Origin of the sequence: Corynebacterium sp. HMSC062A03 (assembly GCF_001811145.1) — a bacterium.
Lineage (GTDB): Bacteria > Actinomycetota > Actinomycetes > Mycobacteriales > Mycobacteriaceae > Corynebacterium > Corynebacterium aurimucosum.
In genome coordinates this window covers 76554-94373 of record NZ_KV803648.1, presented here as the reverse complement: position 1 = coordinate 94373, position 17820 = coordinate 76554, and the positions used below count along the sequence as shown (strand labels likewise).

At 50.5% G+C, this 17820-nt stretch carries 13 protein-coding genes and 1 tRNA gene; 11 read left to right on the top strand and 3 right to left on the bottom strand.

Translation table 11 applies throughout. The features are described 5' to 3' along the window. Positions 1-121: 121 nt before the first annotated feature. Positions 122-194: transfer RNA gene (locus HMPREF2781_RS02315), tRNA-Asn, on the bottom strand. A 249-nt stretch (positions 195-443) separates the two neighbouring features. On the opposite strand from HMPREF2781_RS02315, the gene wecC reads away from it, so the two are divergent. From wecC to HMPREF2781_RS02300, 3 genes are all read left to right on the top strand, one after another. After that, positions 444-1718 carry a UDP-N-acetyl-D-mannosamine dehydrogenase gene (gene wecC, locus HMPREF2781_RS02310; protein ID WP_246821756.1) on the top strand — a complete coding sequence of 425 codons (1275 nt, stop codon included), beginning with the start codon at positions 444-446 and terminating at the stop codon, positions 1716-1718. 281 nt (positions 1719-1999) lie between these two features. Beyond that, positions 2000-3298: a glycosyltransferase family 4 protein gene (locus tag HMPREF2781_RS02305; RefSeq protein WP_246821755.1), complete on the top strand. Its 1299-nt coding sequence runs from the start codon at positions 2000-2002 to the stop codon at positions 3296-3298. A gap of 88 nt (positions 3299-3386) precedes the next feature. Then, on the top strand, positions 3387-4850 hold the full coding sequence (locus HMPREF2781_RS02300) for a glycosyltransferase family 4 protein (protein ID WP_168163670.1): 1464 nt from the start codon (positions 3387-3389) through the stop codon (positions 4848-4850). Positions 4851-5039: 189 nt separating this feature from the next. Here HMPREF2781_RS02300 and HMPREF2781_RS12120 read toward each other — a convergent pair whose 3' ends face one another. Together HMPREF2781_RS12120 and HMPREF2781_RS02290 are read right to left on the bottom strand one after the other, a co-directional pair. Then, complete coding sequence (locus HMPREF2781_RS12120) at positions 5040-5858, bottom strand: ABC transporter ATP-binding protein (protein ID WP_168163669.1); 819 nt, start codon at positions 5856-5858, stop codon at positions 5040-5042. A 22-nt stretch (positions 5859-5880) separates the two neighbouring features. After that, a complete protein-coding gene (locus HMPREF2781_RS02290; RefSeq protein WP_070644044.1) occupies positions 5881-6828 on the bottom strand; it encodes an ABC transporter permease in 948 nt (315 codons plus the stop codon). A gap of 284 nt (positions 6829-7112) precedes the next feature. Here HMPREF2781_RS02290 and HMPREF2781_RS02285 point away from each other — a divergent pair, with 284 nt between their 5' ends. The 8 genes from HMPREF2781_RS02285 (at position 7113) to HMPREF2781_RS02250 (ending at position 17820) form a co-directional block, all read left to right on the top strand. Then, on the top strand, positions 7113-9113 hold the full coding sequence (locus HMPREF2781_RS02285; protein WP_141750562.1) for a CgeB family protein: 2001 nt from the start codon (positions 7113-7115) through the stop codon (positions 9111-9113). An 8-nt stretch (positions 9114-9121) separates the two neighbouring features. Continuing rightward, positions 9122-11077 carry a glycosyltransferase gene (locus HMPREF2781_RS02280; protein WP_070644037.1) on the top strand — a complete coding sequence of 652 codons (1956 nt, stop codon included), beginning with the start codon at positions 9122-9124 and terminating at the stop codon, positions 11075-11077. A 35-nt stretch (positions 11078-11112) separates the two neighbouring features. Then, positions 11113-12738, top strand: coding sequence for a heparinase II/III domain-containing protein (locus tag HMPREF2781_RS02275; RefSeq protein WP_141750561.1), 1626 nt, complete (start codon positions 11113-11115; stop codon positions 12736-12738). Further along, entirely contained in the window at positions 12735-13967 is a 1233-nt protein-coding gene (locus tag HMPREF2781_RS02270) for a glycosyltransferase (RefSeq protein ID WP_070644032.1), read from the top strand. The genes HMPREF2781_RS02275 and HMPREF2781_RS02270 overlap by 4 nt, the downstream gene beginning before the upstream one ends. A gap of 62 nt (positions 13968-14029) precedes the next feature. After that, positions 14030-15448 carry a hypothetical protein gene (locus HMPREF2781_RS02265; protein WP_210385990.1) on the top strand — a complete coding sequence of 473 codons (1419 nt, stop codon included), beginning with the start codon at positions 14030-14032 and terminating at the stop codon, positions 15446-15448. Then, positions 15406-16587, top strand: coding sequence for a polysaccharide pyruvyl transferase family protein (locus HMPREF2781_RS02260; protein ID WP_083308501.1), 1182 nt, complete (start codon positions 15406-15408; stop codon positions 16585-16587). The genes HMPREF2781_RS02265 and HMPREF2781_RS02260 overlap by 43 nt, the downstream gene beginning before the upstream one ends. An 11-nt stretch (positions 16588-16598) precedes the next feature. Continuing rightward, positions 16599-17291, top strand: coding sequence for a DUF6270 domain-containing protein (locus HMPREF2781_RS02255; RefSeq protein ID WP_141750560.1), 693 nt, complete (start codon positions 16599-16601; stop codon positions 17289-17291). A 148-nt stretch (positions 17292-17439) separates the two neighbouring features. Further along, positions 17440-17820: a hypothetical protein gene (locus tag HMPREF2781_RS02250; protein ID WP_141750559.1), complete on the top strand. Its 381-nt coding sequence runs from the start codon at positions 17440-17442 to the stop codon at positions 17818-17820.

The window sequence follows — 17820 nt, the reverse complement described above, 5'->3', positions numbered from 1 at the left end:
CGCCGCAAATCCACACGAAATGTCCCTTAAGCCCCTTAAGCCCAAAACAGTCGCCGCCTAAGCGAAAAACGTAAGTACCCCTTCTACCAGAAATTTTTCTAGTAGAAGGGGCCTTCATATGCTCCTCCAACTGGGCTCGAACCAGTGACCCTTCGATTAACAGTCGAATGCTCTGCCAACTGAGCTATGGAGGAATATCTGCAGCTCGCTAAGTAATTTGTATTACTCGCTGCAACGGGGATTAACTATATAGGGTTGAATTGGTTTGGTACAAATCGCCTGTATAACTAGCGTATTTGTTGGGGCTTCTTGAGTGGCGGTGGCAGAATCTTTCAAGCTCTTCTGGAGGAGAAGAATTCACCAAGCTTGATTCAGCGTAGTGTGTACTTAATGCCTATTATGGAAGAAACTTGTACTTATGCATGATTTGAGAAAGGGTCGTAATGACTGCCGGACAAGAGTCTATGACCACGTTTGATTCAGTTTGTGTAGTTGGACTTGGCTACATTGGACTCCCTACTGCGGCGTTCATCGCTTCTAAGGGTGTCAAAGTAACTGGCGTCGATGTAAACCCCAGCTTCGTCGACTCGATTAATAGGGGAGAGGTTCCCTTCTTTGAACCAGGTTTTGGAGAGCTGCTTAAGCGCGTTGTCGATGAGGGGTACTTAAAGGCGCAGGCGGAGCAGATTCAAGCGGATGCCTACATTGTTTGCGTTCCCACCCCGTTCCGTGAAGGCTATAAAGTCGACACGAAGTACATTAACGCTGCAGCCGAGGCCATGGCTCCGCACCTGCGTCCCGGCGCCCTCGTGGTTCTGGAATCTACGTCTCCTCCGGGAACGACGGAGGCAATGGCTCAGCACATTATTGAGCTAAGGCCCGACCTTTCTTTGGATGAAGATGATGAGAAAGCAATCTTTGTTGCTCACTGTCCTGAACGTGTTCTTCCGGGTCAGATCATGGAAGAGATGGAGAACAATGATCGTGTCATCGGTGGATTGACGCCCCGTGGCACACAGATGGCCTGTGACCTGTACGGAACCTTCTGCACCGCTGAGCTGCTGCAGACTAATGCGACCACTGCTGAAATGGCAAAGCTGACGGAAAACTCCTACCGTGACGTCAACATCGCATTTGCAAACGAGCTCTCGTTGATTAGCGATCGGCTCGGAATCGATGTTTGGGAGCTTATTGAGCTTGCGAATCATCACCCGCGCGTCAACATTCTTCAGCCTGGCCCGGGCGTCGGTGGACACTGTATCGCAGTGGATCCGTGGTTTATCGTTTCTTCGGTACCTGAGGAAGCACGAATCATCAAGATGGCTCGCGATGTTAATGATGGCAAGCCTGAGTGGGTGATTAAGAAGGTTAAGGATGCGCTCGATGGGAAGCCTGACACCGTCGTTGCCGCGCTGGGCATTGCTTTTAAGAACGATATTGATGATCTGCGAGAGTCTCCGTCGCTGAACATTGTGAAGCAGCTCGGGCAAGAGAACCCGCAGCTGGATATTCGAGTAGTCGAACCGAACGTAGATGTACTGCCAGATTCTCTTGCCGCGATCCCAAATGTTTCGCTGCAGGATTTAGACACAGCTATCACAGGAGCAGATTTAATTCTCTTGCTGGTGAACCACAAGGAGTTTGTCGCTTTGGATACGACCAAACTCCAGGGTAAGACTGTTATTGATACGAAGGGTATCTGGCGCAACCTTAAATAGCGTGGCCATGGTGCACTGTGAAAAATCGGAGGAGTCCGACTCGGCTCTGTCGGGATAGCTCGCTGATAGTGCCACTTCGTCTAGGCAACTGTACCTAAATGAATGGTTGGTGGGTCGGATGAATTAACCCTCGGTGGCCCTGAGTGTTTGGAGTTTACGCGTATAGTTTAAGCTTGAAATCTTGCGGAGATGTCTTTTCCGATTTTTCTCCGCGGTGTCATAGTGATTTAGCGATCTAAATCGCTGAGATTGGAGAGCATTAAACGATGAAGGTATTGGTCGTGTCCCAGTACTGGAAGCCTGAGAACGGCGTGCCTCAGCGCCGCTGGGGGTGGCTTTCCAGCATCTTGGGAGACGCCCACCATGAGGTGACGGTAATTGCTCCTCCACCTCACTACCAACGCGAACTCACACTTGGCGACTGGTGGAGGAGCCGAGAAGAGCGCAAACATGCGGCCCCGGAGATTGGTAGTTCAGGCGAGCGAATTTTTCGTAGCGCATACATCCCGCACGGCTCCTCGTTGACCCTCAAAGCACTAAACCAAGCTACAGTCGCTCTTGGCGCAATGGGACTAGTTTTTTCAAAAAGAAGGCTTCTTTCTGATTGGAAGCCAGACATAGTCGTAGGAACTGTTCCTGCAATCCCTACTGCAGTCGCTACGTTTTTTGTCGCAAGAAGGTTTCGTACACCGTTCGTCATCGATCTCCGTGATGCGTGGCCGGACCTGCTCGGTGTTTCCTCCAAATGGAACAAGAGCTTAGGGAAACAATCAATTAGGGAAGCTCTACTGTCGAGAGGGCCTCTGCAGTTGGCTTCGGCAATAACGACGACAATGCTTTACAGAGTAATGAAAAGCGCCGCAGGGATCGTTGTCACTTCCGAATGGCTGCGGGCGAACCTGCTGACCGATCCTAAGATTCTGGGTAAGAAGAGTACGAAGGACATTCTGACCATTCGCAACGTCTTTCCCTCTGAAACAAAGTTTGTAAAGGAAGTCGAGGGGAGATCTGCGCAATCGGATGCGAAGCTGAATGTCCTTTATGCCGGAACTTTGGGACGAGCCCAGAATCTAGCTAATGCAATTGATGCCGCAAACTTGGCAGCGGAGGCAGGGATTGATCTTCGTCTTAGACTGGTGGGGGCAGGTGCAGCTAAAGCTGCACTCATTGAAAAGGCGCGAGATTCCCGGGCGACAGTATCGATTGAGAACCGGCGACCGGCGGATAGACTAGAGGACTACTACCAGTGGGCTGATACCGGATTGGTGCATTTGACGGATTGGGAGCCTCTTGAACGGGCAGTTCCGTCAAAGACCTATGAACTTATGGAATTCGGCGTGCACATTTCTGCGGCTGTCGCGGGTGAGACAGCAGATTTGGTGTGTAGATTGCAAGCTGGGGACGTTGTTGAACCCGAAAACCCGAAGGCATTGTCAGAGTTGTGGATAGGTCTTGCCCGTGACCGAACGAGGCTACGAGTCTCTCCTGAAGCGGCGAGATGGGTGAGAAATGAGCGCCTCACGTATGCCCCGCGCCTTTTCCTAGATTTCTTGGAGAAGATTGTTTCGGATGTGTCCTAGCAATCGAGGTATTTGTCAAATGGTCTTTGTTTGGGCTACGGGCCTATTTTGGCAGGCATGTCAAGATCCCAACCAATTTTTTCAAAAGGTGACCGAGAAGGTCAGACAGAGGTATCCAAAGCTCTCCGTGATTCTTTTCCCTCTGCAAAAACGGCTACAAAAGTCTAGGCGAGAAGAGGCTCGTGCGCTCGCTGATGCTGGTGAATATTCCCAGGCGATAGAGGCCATAGATCGGCTGCCGAAGTGGAAACGCATTGCCTACATCGCTTTCCGCGAAAAGATTGAAGGTGAGCGAAGCCTCCTCTATCAAGAATTCCAGAGCTCAGAACCGGCAGAAATTCGTAGGCCTACTCGGGTCCTCTACTTCTTGAATAACTCTCTGCCCTTCACCCAGTCTGGGTATACCATCAGGACACAAAAAATGATGACTTCTCTGCGTCAAAGTGGACTGGAGATAATTGGTATGACTCGGATTGGGTATCCATGGGTCATTGGGTCACTGACAAAGATGGCATCTTCAATTGTTGACGGAAATCAATACGTACGAAGTTTGCCGTCTGTTTTGCCACGGTCGGAACAAGCCCGCCAGGAAGCTGCGGTTGATCTTCTCGTTGCTGCGGCCAAAGAACGGAAAGTGACGGTTCTTCATACTACGACTCCATTCACCAATGCCTTGGTTGTCTCTAGAGCTGCAAAGATATTGGGGGTTCCCTGGATCTATGAGGTCAGGGGAGAGCCCGAAAACACGTGGCTAAGTCGCTTTACAGAGCAGGAAAGGCATAGACGAGCGAAGTCGGAAAATTATCTCGGCATGCATAGCCAGGAATTGGAGGCTATGAAGGCCGCCGATGCAGTTGCTGCTCTGAGCGAAGTCTCAAAAGGCAAAATGGTTGACCGTGGGATTGACCCGAAAAAGGTTACTGTGGTGCCGAACGCGATCGATGTTTTTAGTTCTTCGGATGATCTACGCCCAGGCGTCCTAAGAGAGAGACTCGGGATTTCTGAAGACACAAAAGTAGTTGGTGTTATTTCTTCGCTGGTGGCGTATGAAGGCATCGACGATCTCATTAAATCATTGGAATACCTAGATTCCTCTGTTGTGCTGGTAATCGTTGGCGATGGCGTCGAGCGTCCATATCTTGAGGAATTGACTGAAGAACTGGGGCTAGAAGAACGAGTCCATTTCGTCGGTCGAAAGCCTCACTCCGAAGTACGTGATTGGTACGTAATGCTTGATGCGTTTGCCGTGCCACGCAAAGATCAGACGGTTTGTAGAAATGTAACTCCAATCAAGCCCTTGATGGCAATGAGTCTTTCCGTACCTATTGTTGCTTCGGATCTACCCGCTTTGCGTGAAATTACAGCAGGGGCTGCGTATTACACTCGTCCTGAGGACCCGAGCTCTATCGCAGCAGCGATTACGAAAGCACTGAGCAGTGAAATGACTTTGACACCTGCAATCCGTGATTTCCTTCGGGAGCACACGTGGGAGCACAACGCAGAGAAAATGAAGAACCTCTATAACCGATTGGGCGGGACAGGCGAGGGCTAGGATTGGCCAGGAAAAACATTTACTGTGATGGGATGAGGGAGGCAAGCCAAGTGCCTGGACCTTCTGTGAGCATGCTTGCTCAATGAAACGATGGACTCCAATTCAAAGTGTAGCTCTAGAAGAGAGGCTTACACATTCCATTCAGAAGTTTTCCGTGTGTTCCGGGGGACGATTATAGCTGCAAGGTGACTAGCTATCGCTTCGTTGCCGTATCGCCTCAAGATCCGTAGCGGCTTCTGAATCCAAAATGATTCTTGGCGGAACGAACTGCTTAGCTAGTCGGTCCATAACCTTGGTTGCCTTCTCTCGGTTCTTTTGAGCAGCAAAATGGCTCCAAGCCCTGTATGCGTCAGCAACTTCATCCACGTCGCCATCAGCGATCATAACCCCATCATGAATCCATATAGCGCGATTGCAATGTTGCTTGATCGCCTGGGGCCCGTGCGAAACTAAGAACACGGTGCCGGCATTTTCGAGGAAGGAATCCATTCGTTCCTTAGCTCGAGCAGCAAATGTGGCATCTCCCGTCGAGAGGGCTTCGTCCACCAAGAGCACTTCGCGCCGGACTGCCGTCGAGATCGAAAATTTCAATCGCGCCTTCATTCCGGATGAATAGGTGATGAGTGGGCGGTCTACAGCATCGCCAATTTCAGCCCAATCGGCAACTGGCCCCTCAATTTCAGCTACTTCATCTGGAGTGAGCCCCATGGCGAGCAATCCGATACGGACATTCTGCCTACCGGTCAAGTTGGGTTGTAACGCGGCGGAAACGCCAAGTAGCGTAGGTTGTTCCGATACGAGTACTGAACCCTGCGTGGGTGATTCATTTCCCGCAATGATGGACATCAGTGTGGACTTGCCCGAGCCATTTCGTCCGAGTACACCAATTGACTCTCCTGCACGGGTTACAAACGAAATATCCTTGAGTGCATGTACTTCAATCCGCTTGCGGCCGCCAAAAAGAGACCTTTTTGAGCCACCAGGATAAACGTTATAAGTCTTTGACACATTGCGAACTACAACAGTTGGGCTACTTGACGCTGGCATAACGCTCCTCAGCTCTCCAGAAGTAGATTAGGCCAACACAAAACAGGGACATGGACCACGCAGTTAGGTAAAGCCATACGTGCAGGCTCGGCGATTGGCCTTCAAGGACGCAGGTTCTAAATGCCGAAAGGTATTGGTAGAGGGGGTTCAGCTCTACGATGTGCTTCAGTTTTGGGTTCCCGTCGAAGCGATCGATTGAGAAAAATACGCCGGAGACAAAAAAGAGGCCTCGCATCATTAAGTTCACGATTCCTCGAAGGTCCGGAACGAAAGCGGTGCTCCTAGCGATGAAAAAGGCGGCACCAGCGTTAAAGATATGTAGCAAGAAATATAAGGGTGGAACCAGTAGTAGGCTCCATGTTGGGAGCTTATGTGGTTGGAAGAGTAATGCGATACAAATTCCAATTATCGCCGGCGGCACGTTGTCGACGAATTGTCTGACTGTGTGTGAAATTACGAGGGAGGCCTTTGGAAATTGGAATGACGTAATCATCCCTCTCTCGGCCTTGATCAAATCGACACCAGAGTTTATGCCACGGGAGAGAAATCCGAAATAGATTACTCCGATAACAAGGAATCCAATGAAGTTTTCCATTCCCCTCGAAGTCTTTAGAATCATTCCGAAAACGAGGGCGTAAATTCCAACCTGGGTGAGTGGATTGAGAATGATCCACAGATTGCCTAGAAACATATCTTGGCCATCTTTGAGCGACTTACTTTTAGCCTCAGACCAAATAAAGAAGCGGCGACGCCAGATTTGCTTGAGGTAGGTCAAAAAGTTGGGGCGGGGTTGAAGCCCGTGAAGTTTCGAGTCATCGACCAGAAGCGTCGAGCCAGACTGCTCAGACACGACGAGGGTCTCATAGATTGATTGCTGTGCTGAACCAATATTTCGCTTCTTTTCAAGGCGATGTTGGCCGCGTTTAGCCATGAAGCCCTCCTTCTGGTTGACGAAACGAATCGTATTCACCGGCGTAGTAGCACCTCGCAACAGAACAGCGTGATGCGATGCGTAGCGATCTGCAAACGCTTGAGAATCTAAATCTACCCCATTGATGCTTCGAGCCAAGAGTGGTGGAGCCGTGAACATGCCATGGGGAATGAATCGTTAAGCAGAAAACTTTACTAATGGGGTGCGTCACTGTGCAGAAAGATAATCCAAATCGGCTCGTGTAAGCTCAAGGGGACTATTGCCCCCCGAGCTAGAAGGTACTTGTGAAAAGCCCGTCAAAGAGTTCCCTTTTCCGTGCTGCGGCTACTATGGCTTCTTCAGCTAGCGCCATCGCGGCTACTCGAATGATAACTGACAAATGGGGACCAGCTCTTTTCGCTGGAACCGCTGTTCTTGCTTCACAGGCGTCAAATTACGCGGGTGACTTGAACCTTGGTCGAGCAGTTAGCCGGAGCAAGCTCGCCACCGAAAGGGTGGTGCGAGAGCTGGGAGGAAGCACGGCCACTCTTGGGACCATTGAATCTCAAGTTCGGTCATTGTCTGTCTCGGCAAAGCAGTTGCAGGCGCTTCCCCGCGAGGCCGTGAAATCAGTAATCAAGAAGGTGGAGCTGGCTCCAAATCCCGCTGCTGATCCCAAGGCGCGCCGTACGGGGGCTCCTGCTAATAACGGTCCCTATAAAGCAGTAGAAGCGCGCCGCAACCAACCAATCGTGGGGGAAGCTGCCAAGAAATGGATTGATTCCCGCACGGGTGGAGACGACTACCTTCCACAAGACGAAGGTCTTTCGTTCAGGGCTGCAGGCGTACCATTTGCAACGGAGATTCCAGTTGCAATGATTGCTGATGATTTTACGTACCACTCGTTCCAGCATGAATTCCAGACGTTCAGACTCACCCCTTCGAATTGGCGGATGATTTTCGAAAAGCATAAGCCGCGTTTGTTTTTCTGTGAATCGGCATGGCAAGGCGGTAGCCCCAAGGAACATCCGTGGCAAGGAAAGATTTACGCTTCCATTCGGTGGCCTAAAGAGAATCGTGGAGTACTTTTAGAAATCCTTGACTATTGCCACGAGCATAAGATTCCAACGGTCTTTTGGAATAAGGAGGATCCGACTCACTTCGCTGACAGGATCAATGACTTCGCCCGCACGGCCGGTTTGTTCGACTACGTCTTCACCACCGCTGAGGAATGCGTACCTGGGTATAAGAAGGACGTCGGGGCAAACTTTGTAGGGGTGTTGCCATTTGCAGTACAGCCAAAGCTTTTCAACCCAATCGGTAGTTCCTCTGAGGGCGGCGTGAATTTCGCGGGTACTTGGTACGGTATGTATCCCGAGCGCTGCGCAGCCCAGGCCCAAATTATGGATCAAGCCTTGGATGCGGGATATGAATTGGTCATCTATGACCGGATGAAGGACAGCCCGAATCCCATCTATCGTTATCCTGAGCGTTTCGAGAAGTTCACGCACGAAGCAATCCCATACGAGAAGACAGCAGAGGCATATAAGCAAGCACGATTCGGTATCACAATGAATACCGTGACTGAATCAAAGACCATGTTTGCTAGGAGGGTCTTTGAGCTCGCCGCGTCTGGATCAGTTGTTCTTTCGAACGAAGCAAGGGGAGTCCGAGAATTCTTCGGAGACTCGGTGATCTATGCCGATACCGAACCGGATCGACTCAAGAACCTCACTGAGAGCGAATACCGAGATCTGCAGCGGAAGGCACTGAACATTGCGCTGCGAAATACCTATTCCCATCGAGCTGAGCAGATTTTGGAGACTGTCGGCTTGAACTTCCAGAAGTATTCCCAAACTCCGACGGTGGTTGCACGGATATCGACAAGCGATGAATGGGATCAGCTTCTTGAAGAATTTGAGAAGCGAGAATCGCTGAGCAAATTGCTGGTCATTGTTTCAACGAACTGCGAACAGAGCCTTGAGTTCAAGCTACTGCAACAGCATATTCCTGGAGTCAATGTGCTTAATGAGCGAAGCATCCTGAACCACGAATTCCGGACGCGAAGCTTTATTGATACTCCAGAGTTCATTCTTTTCGATTCTTCGAAGAGTTTCCCGAGCGACGATGAAATTGAGGAGCTTCAACTTCACAACTCCTACTTCGATGGTCAAATTGGCTTCGCGGAGGCGGGGGCGGAGCTTTATTCCGTTTCCGAATCTAAGCTCGTTCCTAATGCAATTTTGCCGACTTCGCTGCTGGTGAAGGCACTGTCGGGTGAAGAACTACCTACTTATTTCGTTTAAGGACTTCCATGTCGAACCCTGATCTGTCAATCGTTATCCCCACGTACAACTCAATCGACAAGATGTCCGAGACCCTTGATTCTCTTGTTCGGACGATGAACCTCGTAAACGGTGAGGTCGTATTTGTTGATGATTGTTCTAAGGACGATACTTATGACCGGCTTGTAGATTTTGCCGCCAGATTCCCGAATTGGCAGGTCCTGAAGCTGGCGCAGAATTCTGGATCGGCAGCTGCGCCAAGGAACAAGGGCATCGAGAATGCCAGCGGAAAGTGGATCTACTTTCTCGACTCCGATGATGTCCTAGAGCCCAAAGCTATTGAAGAGGCGTTGGGCGTAGCTATTAAATACAACTACGACGTCGTTCGGACGTCGCTCAAGGTTCGGATGGGCGACGGAAGCGTACGAGTAGGAGATCTAATCCCTAAGTGGGACGCGATCCGGGACCCCAAGTCACGAGTTCGAGCCATTACGAAGCATCAAAGCTTGACTTGTAGCTTCTTCATGAAGCGACGAATTCTAAATGAGGCCAATATCCGCTTCGATGTAGATCGGCGCATCGGAGAAGACATCAAGTTTACGTCTGAGGTACTCCTGGCAAGTAATCGAATTGGATATCGTGCAGTTCCATCGCGTACTTATGTGCGTAACTCAGTCGGGGAAGAATCCGTAACGCAGAAACTGAATTCGGCTCAGTTTGAAGACTTTGTGAAGTCGTGGAACGAAGTGGAAGAGAACCTCTCTGAACTGGGGATTTCTTTCGTTGCTGAGCACGGATTCTCAGCAGTTCAGTACGCCCTGAGGCAATTCGTTTGGTTCCGGTCGGAAGAGATTTCTTCGCAAGCGTTTGAACGCTTTTCTGAGTTCTGTCGAAAGCATAAGGCGAGCTTGCGGAGCTTTCCCTTCCAATCCCGCTATACAGAGTTGATTGACGCTGCTCTAGCACATGACCACCAACGGTTTAATGAAGCCGTACAGTTGCGCGTCTTGATTGCCGGGCATGATCTCAAGTTCATGGGAGCAATCAAAGAGTGCATGGAATCAGAGTTCCCAGTACGGATTGATGAATGGGACGGACACAAGGCACATGATGCCCGCCGTTCAAAGGAACTCTTGGACTGGGCTGATTTCGTCTGGGTGGAGTGGCTGCTTGGCGCGGCTGTGTGGTACTCGAAGAAGCTTCGTGGTGACCAGCGGATGGTGGTACGAGCTCACCGTTCTGAGATTGTGGCCGACTATGGCACGGAAGTTAACCAGGACAAGATTTCAGCGATCATTTCGATTGCTCCCCATATCTATGGGGACATCGCAGACCGCTTTGATTTCCCGCGAAACAAGCTTTGGCTAATTCCGAATGCGATCGACGTTGATAGCTATGAGCAGGGAAGCTATTCCGAGAATCGTCTGAATAAGATTGCTATGGTCGGAACAGTTCCCAAGCTTAAGGGATTCAAGAAGGCGATCGAACTATTCGCGCACTTGAAGAATGACTACCCAGATCTTGAACTTCACGTTTACGGTAAGCAGCCCGAAGACCTCGAGTGGGTGTGGAAGAAGCCGGAAGAAGCAGAGTACTTCAAGGAATGTGAAGAGCTGATTGCGCAATTCGATTTAGGTTCTTCCGTGAAAAAGCACGGATGGGTAGATACTAAGCGCGAGCTATCTGAAGTCGCTGCTGTCATTTCGATGAGTGATTTCGAGGGCATGCAGGTATCAGTGGCTGAAGGCTATTGTGCTGGCGGTGTAGGCCTGACCCTTAACTGGCGCGGGGCCGAACAAGGCTACCCCAAAGAATGGGTTTTCGAAGATGAAATGGCAATGGAAGCTGGATTGCGAAAGATTCTTAGCGGAAGCACCAATTTGGAAGACGCATCCGCTGACGGCCGCGAGCTGATTCGTGAACTCTATTCAATCGACTCAGTTTGGCCGCAGATCAAGAAGCTGATGAAGTCGGTTCGCGCCTAGTTCGCGTTCCGCCCTTTTACTTGAGGGGTTAGAAATTGGTAAATGTCTCCGATTATTGGCAAAAGTTTCCTGACGGCTCACCGGACCGTTGGAAGGTCGATGGTAACGAGGAGAAGTGGGACGTAGTCATGCCCAACGGCGCGGCACTGACTCTACGCATAGATGCTCCGACGGTAGACTTCACTTCTACCTTCGCGAAGGACTCAGACTCAACGCGCTTGTGGACGAACTCGCTTCGCTACCTGCTTCCTATCCTGGAGAAAGGTGATACTGCGACTGTCGAGTCCATTTTGAAGGACTTTGCAGAGTATCTGCGGAGCGAGTTTCAGGATTTTGGCGGCAGTTTTAGCGGCAGCCTTGACCACCAGTGTGCTCTACAGCTGCGGACTTTGTGCGACATTCGTTCTTGGTTGTCCATTGACGGGCACGGCTCAATCGGAACTATTGACGTCGAAGCCCTTAGCGGCCTTGTTGCTTCCATTTATCGCGTCGTCGCAGGCTACGGACTTCTACGACCGAACAATCACGGCGTAATGCTAGGTATTGCGATGCTGCATTCCTTCGAACTGTTTCCCGATGTTGAATGGAAGGAAGGGAAGAATTCTGTAAACAACTTTCTAGTTGGAACGCTTAAGAAGGTTCTTGGCACGGACGGCGTCGCGAATGAAAACACTCCGGTTTACCAGGCGTTTTACCTTCGGCTGCTCGAAGATATTATGGCCTTTAAAGAGTGGGCTGGTGGGGGAGCAGAACGCGATTTCGAGAGCCTTTATGAGCTGGCGTTGAGCGCCTATTGCCACATGCTTCTGCCCAATAAAGCTGTACCTCCATTGGGCGACGCGAGCCTCTCAAGCCAATCTCGATACAGCCCTAAGCATGGCTTTTGGTCCTCGGAGGAGAACGGGCTTCAAATCGCGTCAAGTCACGACACGTTCTTTTCGTTTGTATGCGGCTTCCGCGGAGTTTTTCACAAGCAGATTGACGATACGTCCGTCTACCTGTGGCATAACGGTAACGCACTAATTCAAGATGGTGGGTTGACCTCCTACGATCGAAATGACAAGGTTGCAGTGAGCTTGCGCGGTCAGCTTGGCCATTCGGGGTTGTTCTTTACTGAGTACGATGATGTTCCTGCCGAAAAGGTGGTTGCATTCGGTCCTGGTAAACGGTTGATTGATGCCAAGATGTCCGTTAAGAGTGTCGAAGCTTGGGACCGCTTTCAAGTTGCTGGTACGACACAATTCCGCAGTACTCAAACGCACCGCACGATTACATGGAATGGAAACCGGAGGTTTTTGATTCGGGATGTTGTCGAGGGCAGCCCAGCTGCTCACGACGCAGTGTCGCGATTCCTGCTGGATACTAAAGCAACCATCGAAATCGGTTCGGTGGGTGAAGTAGTTGTGCGGTCGGGCAGTTCTTGGATGTCTATCTACTGTGGAGCCCCTGGCACAAACGTGCGTATTTCTAGAGGGTACGGAGGTGAGGGTTTTTTGCCAAGGGGATTTATGGCTCCACGCAACTATCAAAAGGCACCTACATCGTTGCTTGAGTTTCCAATCGCAATGGATGACAATTTTTCTGGGAAACAGGTGCTCTATATTGCATTCGGAAAGGTTGAAGAAGGGATTGAACCGTGGATCCCGGGAGCTAAAGAATGAATGAGATGAGTAGTAGTTTTTCTTTTGTCGGTCATACGAGGTTTAGTCTTTTTAACCCACGGTCCACACAGTGGAAAGTGACGTCAGGGAATCGATTTAAGCGTTCCTCTGAGTACTTTGACTATCTCTACTCGGAAGAGCGGATGTCCTTTCGGCTCAAGATGCTGATTGAATACTCGCTTCCAGTTCTTGAACGCGCAGCCGAGAAGTATAAGATTCGGCATATTGTTTCTTACTCCTCCAATATGCCGGAAGAGTACAAGAATCGTCTGATCGAAGCGCACCAACGCTTTCCCTTCCTCGTGCTCGACGAGTGCCCTGTCGGTGATGGTGCCACACCTTGGCAAGAACTACTGTCTGATACTTTCGCCGACGGGGAAATGATTGGGGCATTCAGACTAGACGACGACGATGTCCTCGGTGCTGGGTTCTTTGAAGACATGTCAAAGTATTTGAAGCCAGAGTTTCAGGGAATGGTGATTTCCCTGGCACGAGGCTTCACTGCAGTATGGGATGGGCAAACTTTTATCAGCCCGCGAGAAGTCCATCACCCAATGATCGGTATTGGTCTGACATACGTTTATCGCCGTACTCTTGACGGAACATTTGAGGGGCCGTCACTAGAAGGAGGCCACAATGTTGCTGATCGATATAACCCAGTCGTGTTGGACTCTAGAAGTCCATCATTTTTCTGGACTAGGTCTGCCGACCAAGATACGTCGACCAGTGGTTCCTTTAGCCAACGCCTGACGCGCGCATTGGATATCGTGAAGGACCTTCCGCCTGCTGAGAGTAATGAGTTTAGAAAGGCCTTCCCCGGCCTAGATATTGTTTCTTTCCCGCAGTCAGTTACACTCGCTAGCGGTTCCGAGACGTTGGCTGGATGGCAGATTTGGGAGCTCGACTCTCCGGCGCAAAGGTTTACGCTTAAGGTTGACTATTCGGCGCCGTCCGGAATCGATAGGAAGAACTATCTTTTCTCCTTCGAGATTCGAGATGCTGCCGGACACATTGTGGATGAAAAGATCGAATGCGAAGGGCTTTCATATTCCGAGAACCCCTATGTCGGCCATTTCCGTTATTCCTCATTTAGCGCTGGAACGGGAAGATGTCACGTCACACTTGCGCTTCCTGATGGAATGTTCTGTCACGGAGTTATGCTTCGAGAGTGGCTGAAGCCTAACCGTCCAGCTTCGCTTCGTGGACTTACGATGGATGTGGAGAAATGAAGATTAGAGAGCACGACCTACGAATTGAGTTAGCGAGTTCTAGCGGGCCTCTGCCTCATCCTGTGGATGGAGAGTCCATACCGGAGCTGGCAATTCTACAAACGCAGGATAAAGAAGTAGAAGCCATAGCAGATCCAACTGAATGCGGATTTTACGGCCAACCAGGTACGTATCGCGAATTTGTTGGAGGTCACATCCGCGGCGGAATTGGCCACAAGACGGAAAAGCATGAGGCATTCAGTGTTTTGTATTCCGCGGAGATGTCTTCGGAGCTTGCAGTTGCTCTCCAAACTGACCTCAAGGTTGTTCAGCAGGGGCGTTTTTTCCAACTATTGAATGGGAAAGGCGAACGCGTCGGAGAAGTTGAGTTTGCTGGGCTGCCAGCTTCAGCGCTCAGGGCCCAATCGAGCGGTCAAAGCACGACGTTTATCCATCTCGGCGAGTGCTGTGAGGTAACGCTTCAGATTACAGTGCGATCTGAGGGGTTTGTTATTAACGACAGATCTGTCGGGCTCCTTCAGGAAGTGCAGGAATTCCCAGGTGAATTGCCGGTGCACTATCTAGAAGTGCCGGGAACTACCCCTGAGGTGGCCTTTGTGTTTTCGGCAATGTCGAGAGTCGGAGACATCACCTTTAACTACAAGTCTTCTCTCCAAAATTTCACGGGCACTCAGTACTTCATTTTGGATGACTTTCGTGAGCAGGGAAGCTACTACCTGTGCGAAGGAAGGTCCCTGAAGATTGCCGATGCAGTGCAGGCTTTTGTCAGAAGCGTGGTGGCTGAGTCTGGAGCGCAAAAAGACGATGTTTATTTCTTTGGCTCGTCTAAGGGCGGTACCGCTGCAGTCCTCCATGGACTTCGCCTTGGTTTCGGAACCGTCATGGTTGCAGCGCCACAATTTTTCATCGGAGACTTTTTGAGGAAACCGCACCCAGGAATTCTCAGGTATATGGCGGGTGGCCGAACACAAGATGATGTTGATTGGCTCAACCGTGTCCTGACGTTTGCTACGGCACCTAGCTCGTTTGAAGGGCAGATCCGCATACTCGTTGGAGATAGCGACAATCACTCAAAGACACACGTTCCTGGGATGGTTAGCTTCTTGAAGTCGCACCAGGTGGATGTCGCCGTGATGAAATTGCTTGAGTCAAACCATAATCAAACGGGCCTCGTCTACGCTGAAATGTTGAGGAACTTCTCGAGAGAAAGCTTCGATAGTGGTAGGCACTTCTATTGCTACACCTGGAAAAACGGAGTCTTAAGGTTCACAGTTGCCCCGCAAGAGCGTCGGACGCAATTGGCCGTTAGGCTTTATCGCGGAAGCGAAGAGTACGCGATGGAGTGGTACCGCAATCAAAATACGTGGGATTGGGAGAACTTCCCCGGCGGTAGTGTTATCTTCAGAGTCTTTGAGAAGCGAAATGGCGACAGTGAGCCATGCGTTGCTTATTCGACCCCCCGCATGACGGTAGAAAGTTGAGCCCCACAGTGGATGCATTTATTGCAACAAACGGAATTAGGACCCACCTTCCTGTTCAGTTTCCGTCGGAAACTCCGGAGAATTCAGGGAACATTGTTCATGGTTTGGCGCCCCACAATATGTTCCATAACACAATGTCGGTTTTGGATCCTTCGTGGCGTAAGTTGACCCCTTCTGGAAATTTTCGGGAGTTCGTCAATGAGAACTGTAGCCATCTGATTTTCACGATGGCTAACTTCTTCCGAGTTGGGGATTTCTCGCCTATAATGCGGAAGCGGTATGACTATTTCGCCCGAGCTCTCGATGGCTACAACAAGCCGATCGTTATTTTCGGAATGGGCTCGCAGGCTAAGTCCGGGCAGAAACTGTCCGCGGATGCGCTTCCGGACGAGGGAATTCGATGCTTGAAGAAGATTGTTGACAAGGCTCAAGCAATTTCGGTGCGTGGAGACTACACAGCTGAGCTAGTTCGCCGTGTGCTAGGGCGTGAGGCTGACAATGTCTTCGTGACAGGGTGCCCAAGTTATTTTTCGAAGCCCGATGCATTCGAAAAGCTCTCCCAGGCCTTGTCGGGGCCTGCAGATGGAAGCTTTGCAGTGAATGTAACTGATTACTCGAGGGGCGCGGATCAACACCTAGTCCGAGAAGCTGTGCGGGAGAACTACTTCTTGGTTGAGCCAGCAAACGCGCGGGTGCATCAGTTCCATCTCGATTCCCTCCTAGCAGGAGAGAGCCCAAAGGTGCCGGCAGAACTTGAGTTTCTTGCAGAACTCGGAGCGAAAGTGCCCGGTTTTTTTCGGTCGTATTACCGTCTCTTTAGGCACTTTGATTCGTGGATTGATTTCAATACAGAACTGGTCAAGGGCACAGTAGGGACGAGGTTCCACGCCAATATGGCATCCATGTTGTCAGGTGTTCCTTCTGTGTGGGTTACCCATGATGAGAGGACTCGAGAGCTCACAGAGACCTTGTCGTTGCCCTCTGTAGACATCAAAAAGGCGGAGAAGCTCACAGTTCCGGAGATCTTGGAAAAGGCTGATTTCTTCGGCTCCTTGAAAGCGGTGCCTGGGAACTTTAAGTGCTTTAACGAATTCTTGAGAGCAGCTAGCCTCCCCGAAGTAGCGGCACCCAAAATTTAAGGAGATTTGTAGTGCAAGACGTCTCTGTCTATGGCAGCTGTGTCGCTCGAGATGTAGTCAGAGTAGCTTCTGATTCATTCGCTCTTGAGCGTTACTATGCCCGCTCGTCGTGGATTTCTTCGACGTCAGCTCCAGTCCCACTTCCATCGGTAGAGTCTAAGCTGACCAGCGCTTTCCAGAAAAAGATGGTTGAAATTGACTATCAATCTAGAGCTCTTGATGGTGTCTTGGGCTCAAAGAGCGAACTGATTCTTCTCGATTTGGTTGATGAACGGCTAGGAGTGTATCCAGTAAAGTCTGGAGGCTACGTCACGTGGCTGAACGAACTGAATCATTCAGGCTGGCTGAGCCATACTCCGCACGGCTCTCTCATCGAATTCGGCTCCGATAAACACTTCGCACTATTTGAAGCCGCGGCGAAGAATGTTGCTCTAAAACTAGAGGAGAGGAACGCTGTGCTTCTCCGAGTGTTGTTTGCAGATGCAAGTGACGATGGGGGAGAAGTGCCCAAGACAAATAGCCGGTCGGCAAGAGAGTGGAATGAGCTTTACGCCCGCTACTACGGGTGCGCGGCAGAAACTGGGCTCAAAGTCCTCGAGGTTCCAACTGAACTTTGCGTATCAAGCGCCGAGCATATGTGGGGACCGGCGCAATACCATTATGCGGATGGTTTCTATCATTGGGTAGCGCAACAAGTGTCGTAATTCTCAGAGTTAACCACTGCGAGTACGGTTTCTTTCCGCTAAAGTCGTTCAAGCCGCCTACACTAATCGCGGCGGAATTCTCTCAATTTCGCGGTGTTAGGCATGTTGCTTTCGGTTAGTCGCCATCTTCGATACTTAAGGTTCTCTCTTGAAGAAAAAGTTTAGGATCCCTGCTGGTGTGCAGGGATTTTCTGTTCTTGTGGAAACACTTCGCCCACTTGAATCAAAAGATTTTATCGTCCGCATCTCGAATAGTAGAAACGCGATGAATTCGGACTCAGGCGTTGAAACTAATCTCAGTTGGTCGCCAGGGCTGAAGACCTATTTCCACTACTGCGGAACGCGAAATGTTACCGGTTGGGCGCGGCTGAGGGAATTTACGTGGGATAGCGGCGCCGAGGACCTTGTTGTTGAGATTACGAATTGGTCTGCCAAGGACTTGGCGGATGCTATCTCTGACATTCGTTTAGGAGTTCGTTTGGCAAACCAGGGATTGAATCGGGTCACTATTGTCGGAGAGGACGTATAG

Coding starts and splice junctions, on each gene's coding strand:
- HMPREF2781_RS02280 (WP_070644037.1), top strand. CDS start 9,122: ATGTCGAACCCTGATCTGTCAATCGTTATCCCCACGTACAACTCAATC.
- HMPREF2781_RS02270 (WP_070644032.1), top strand. CDS start 12,735: ATGAATGAGATGAGTAGTAGTTTTTCTTTTGTCGGTCATACGAGGTTT.
- HMPREF2781_RS02290 (WP_070644044.1), bottom strand. CDS start 6,828: ATGGCTAAACGCGGCCAACATCGCCTTGAAAAGAAGCGAAATATTGGT.
- HMPREF2781_RS02260 (WP_083308501.1), top strand. CDS start 15,406: ATGCGTTGCTTATTCGACCCCCCGCATGACGGTAGAAAGTTGAGCCCC.
- wecC (WP_246821756.1), top strand. CDS start 444: ATGACTGCCGGACAAGAGTCTATGACCACGTTTGATTCAGTTTGTGTA.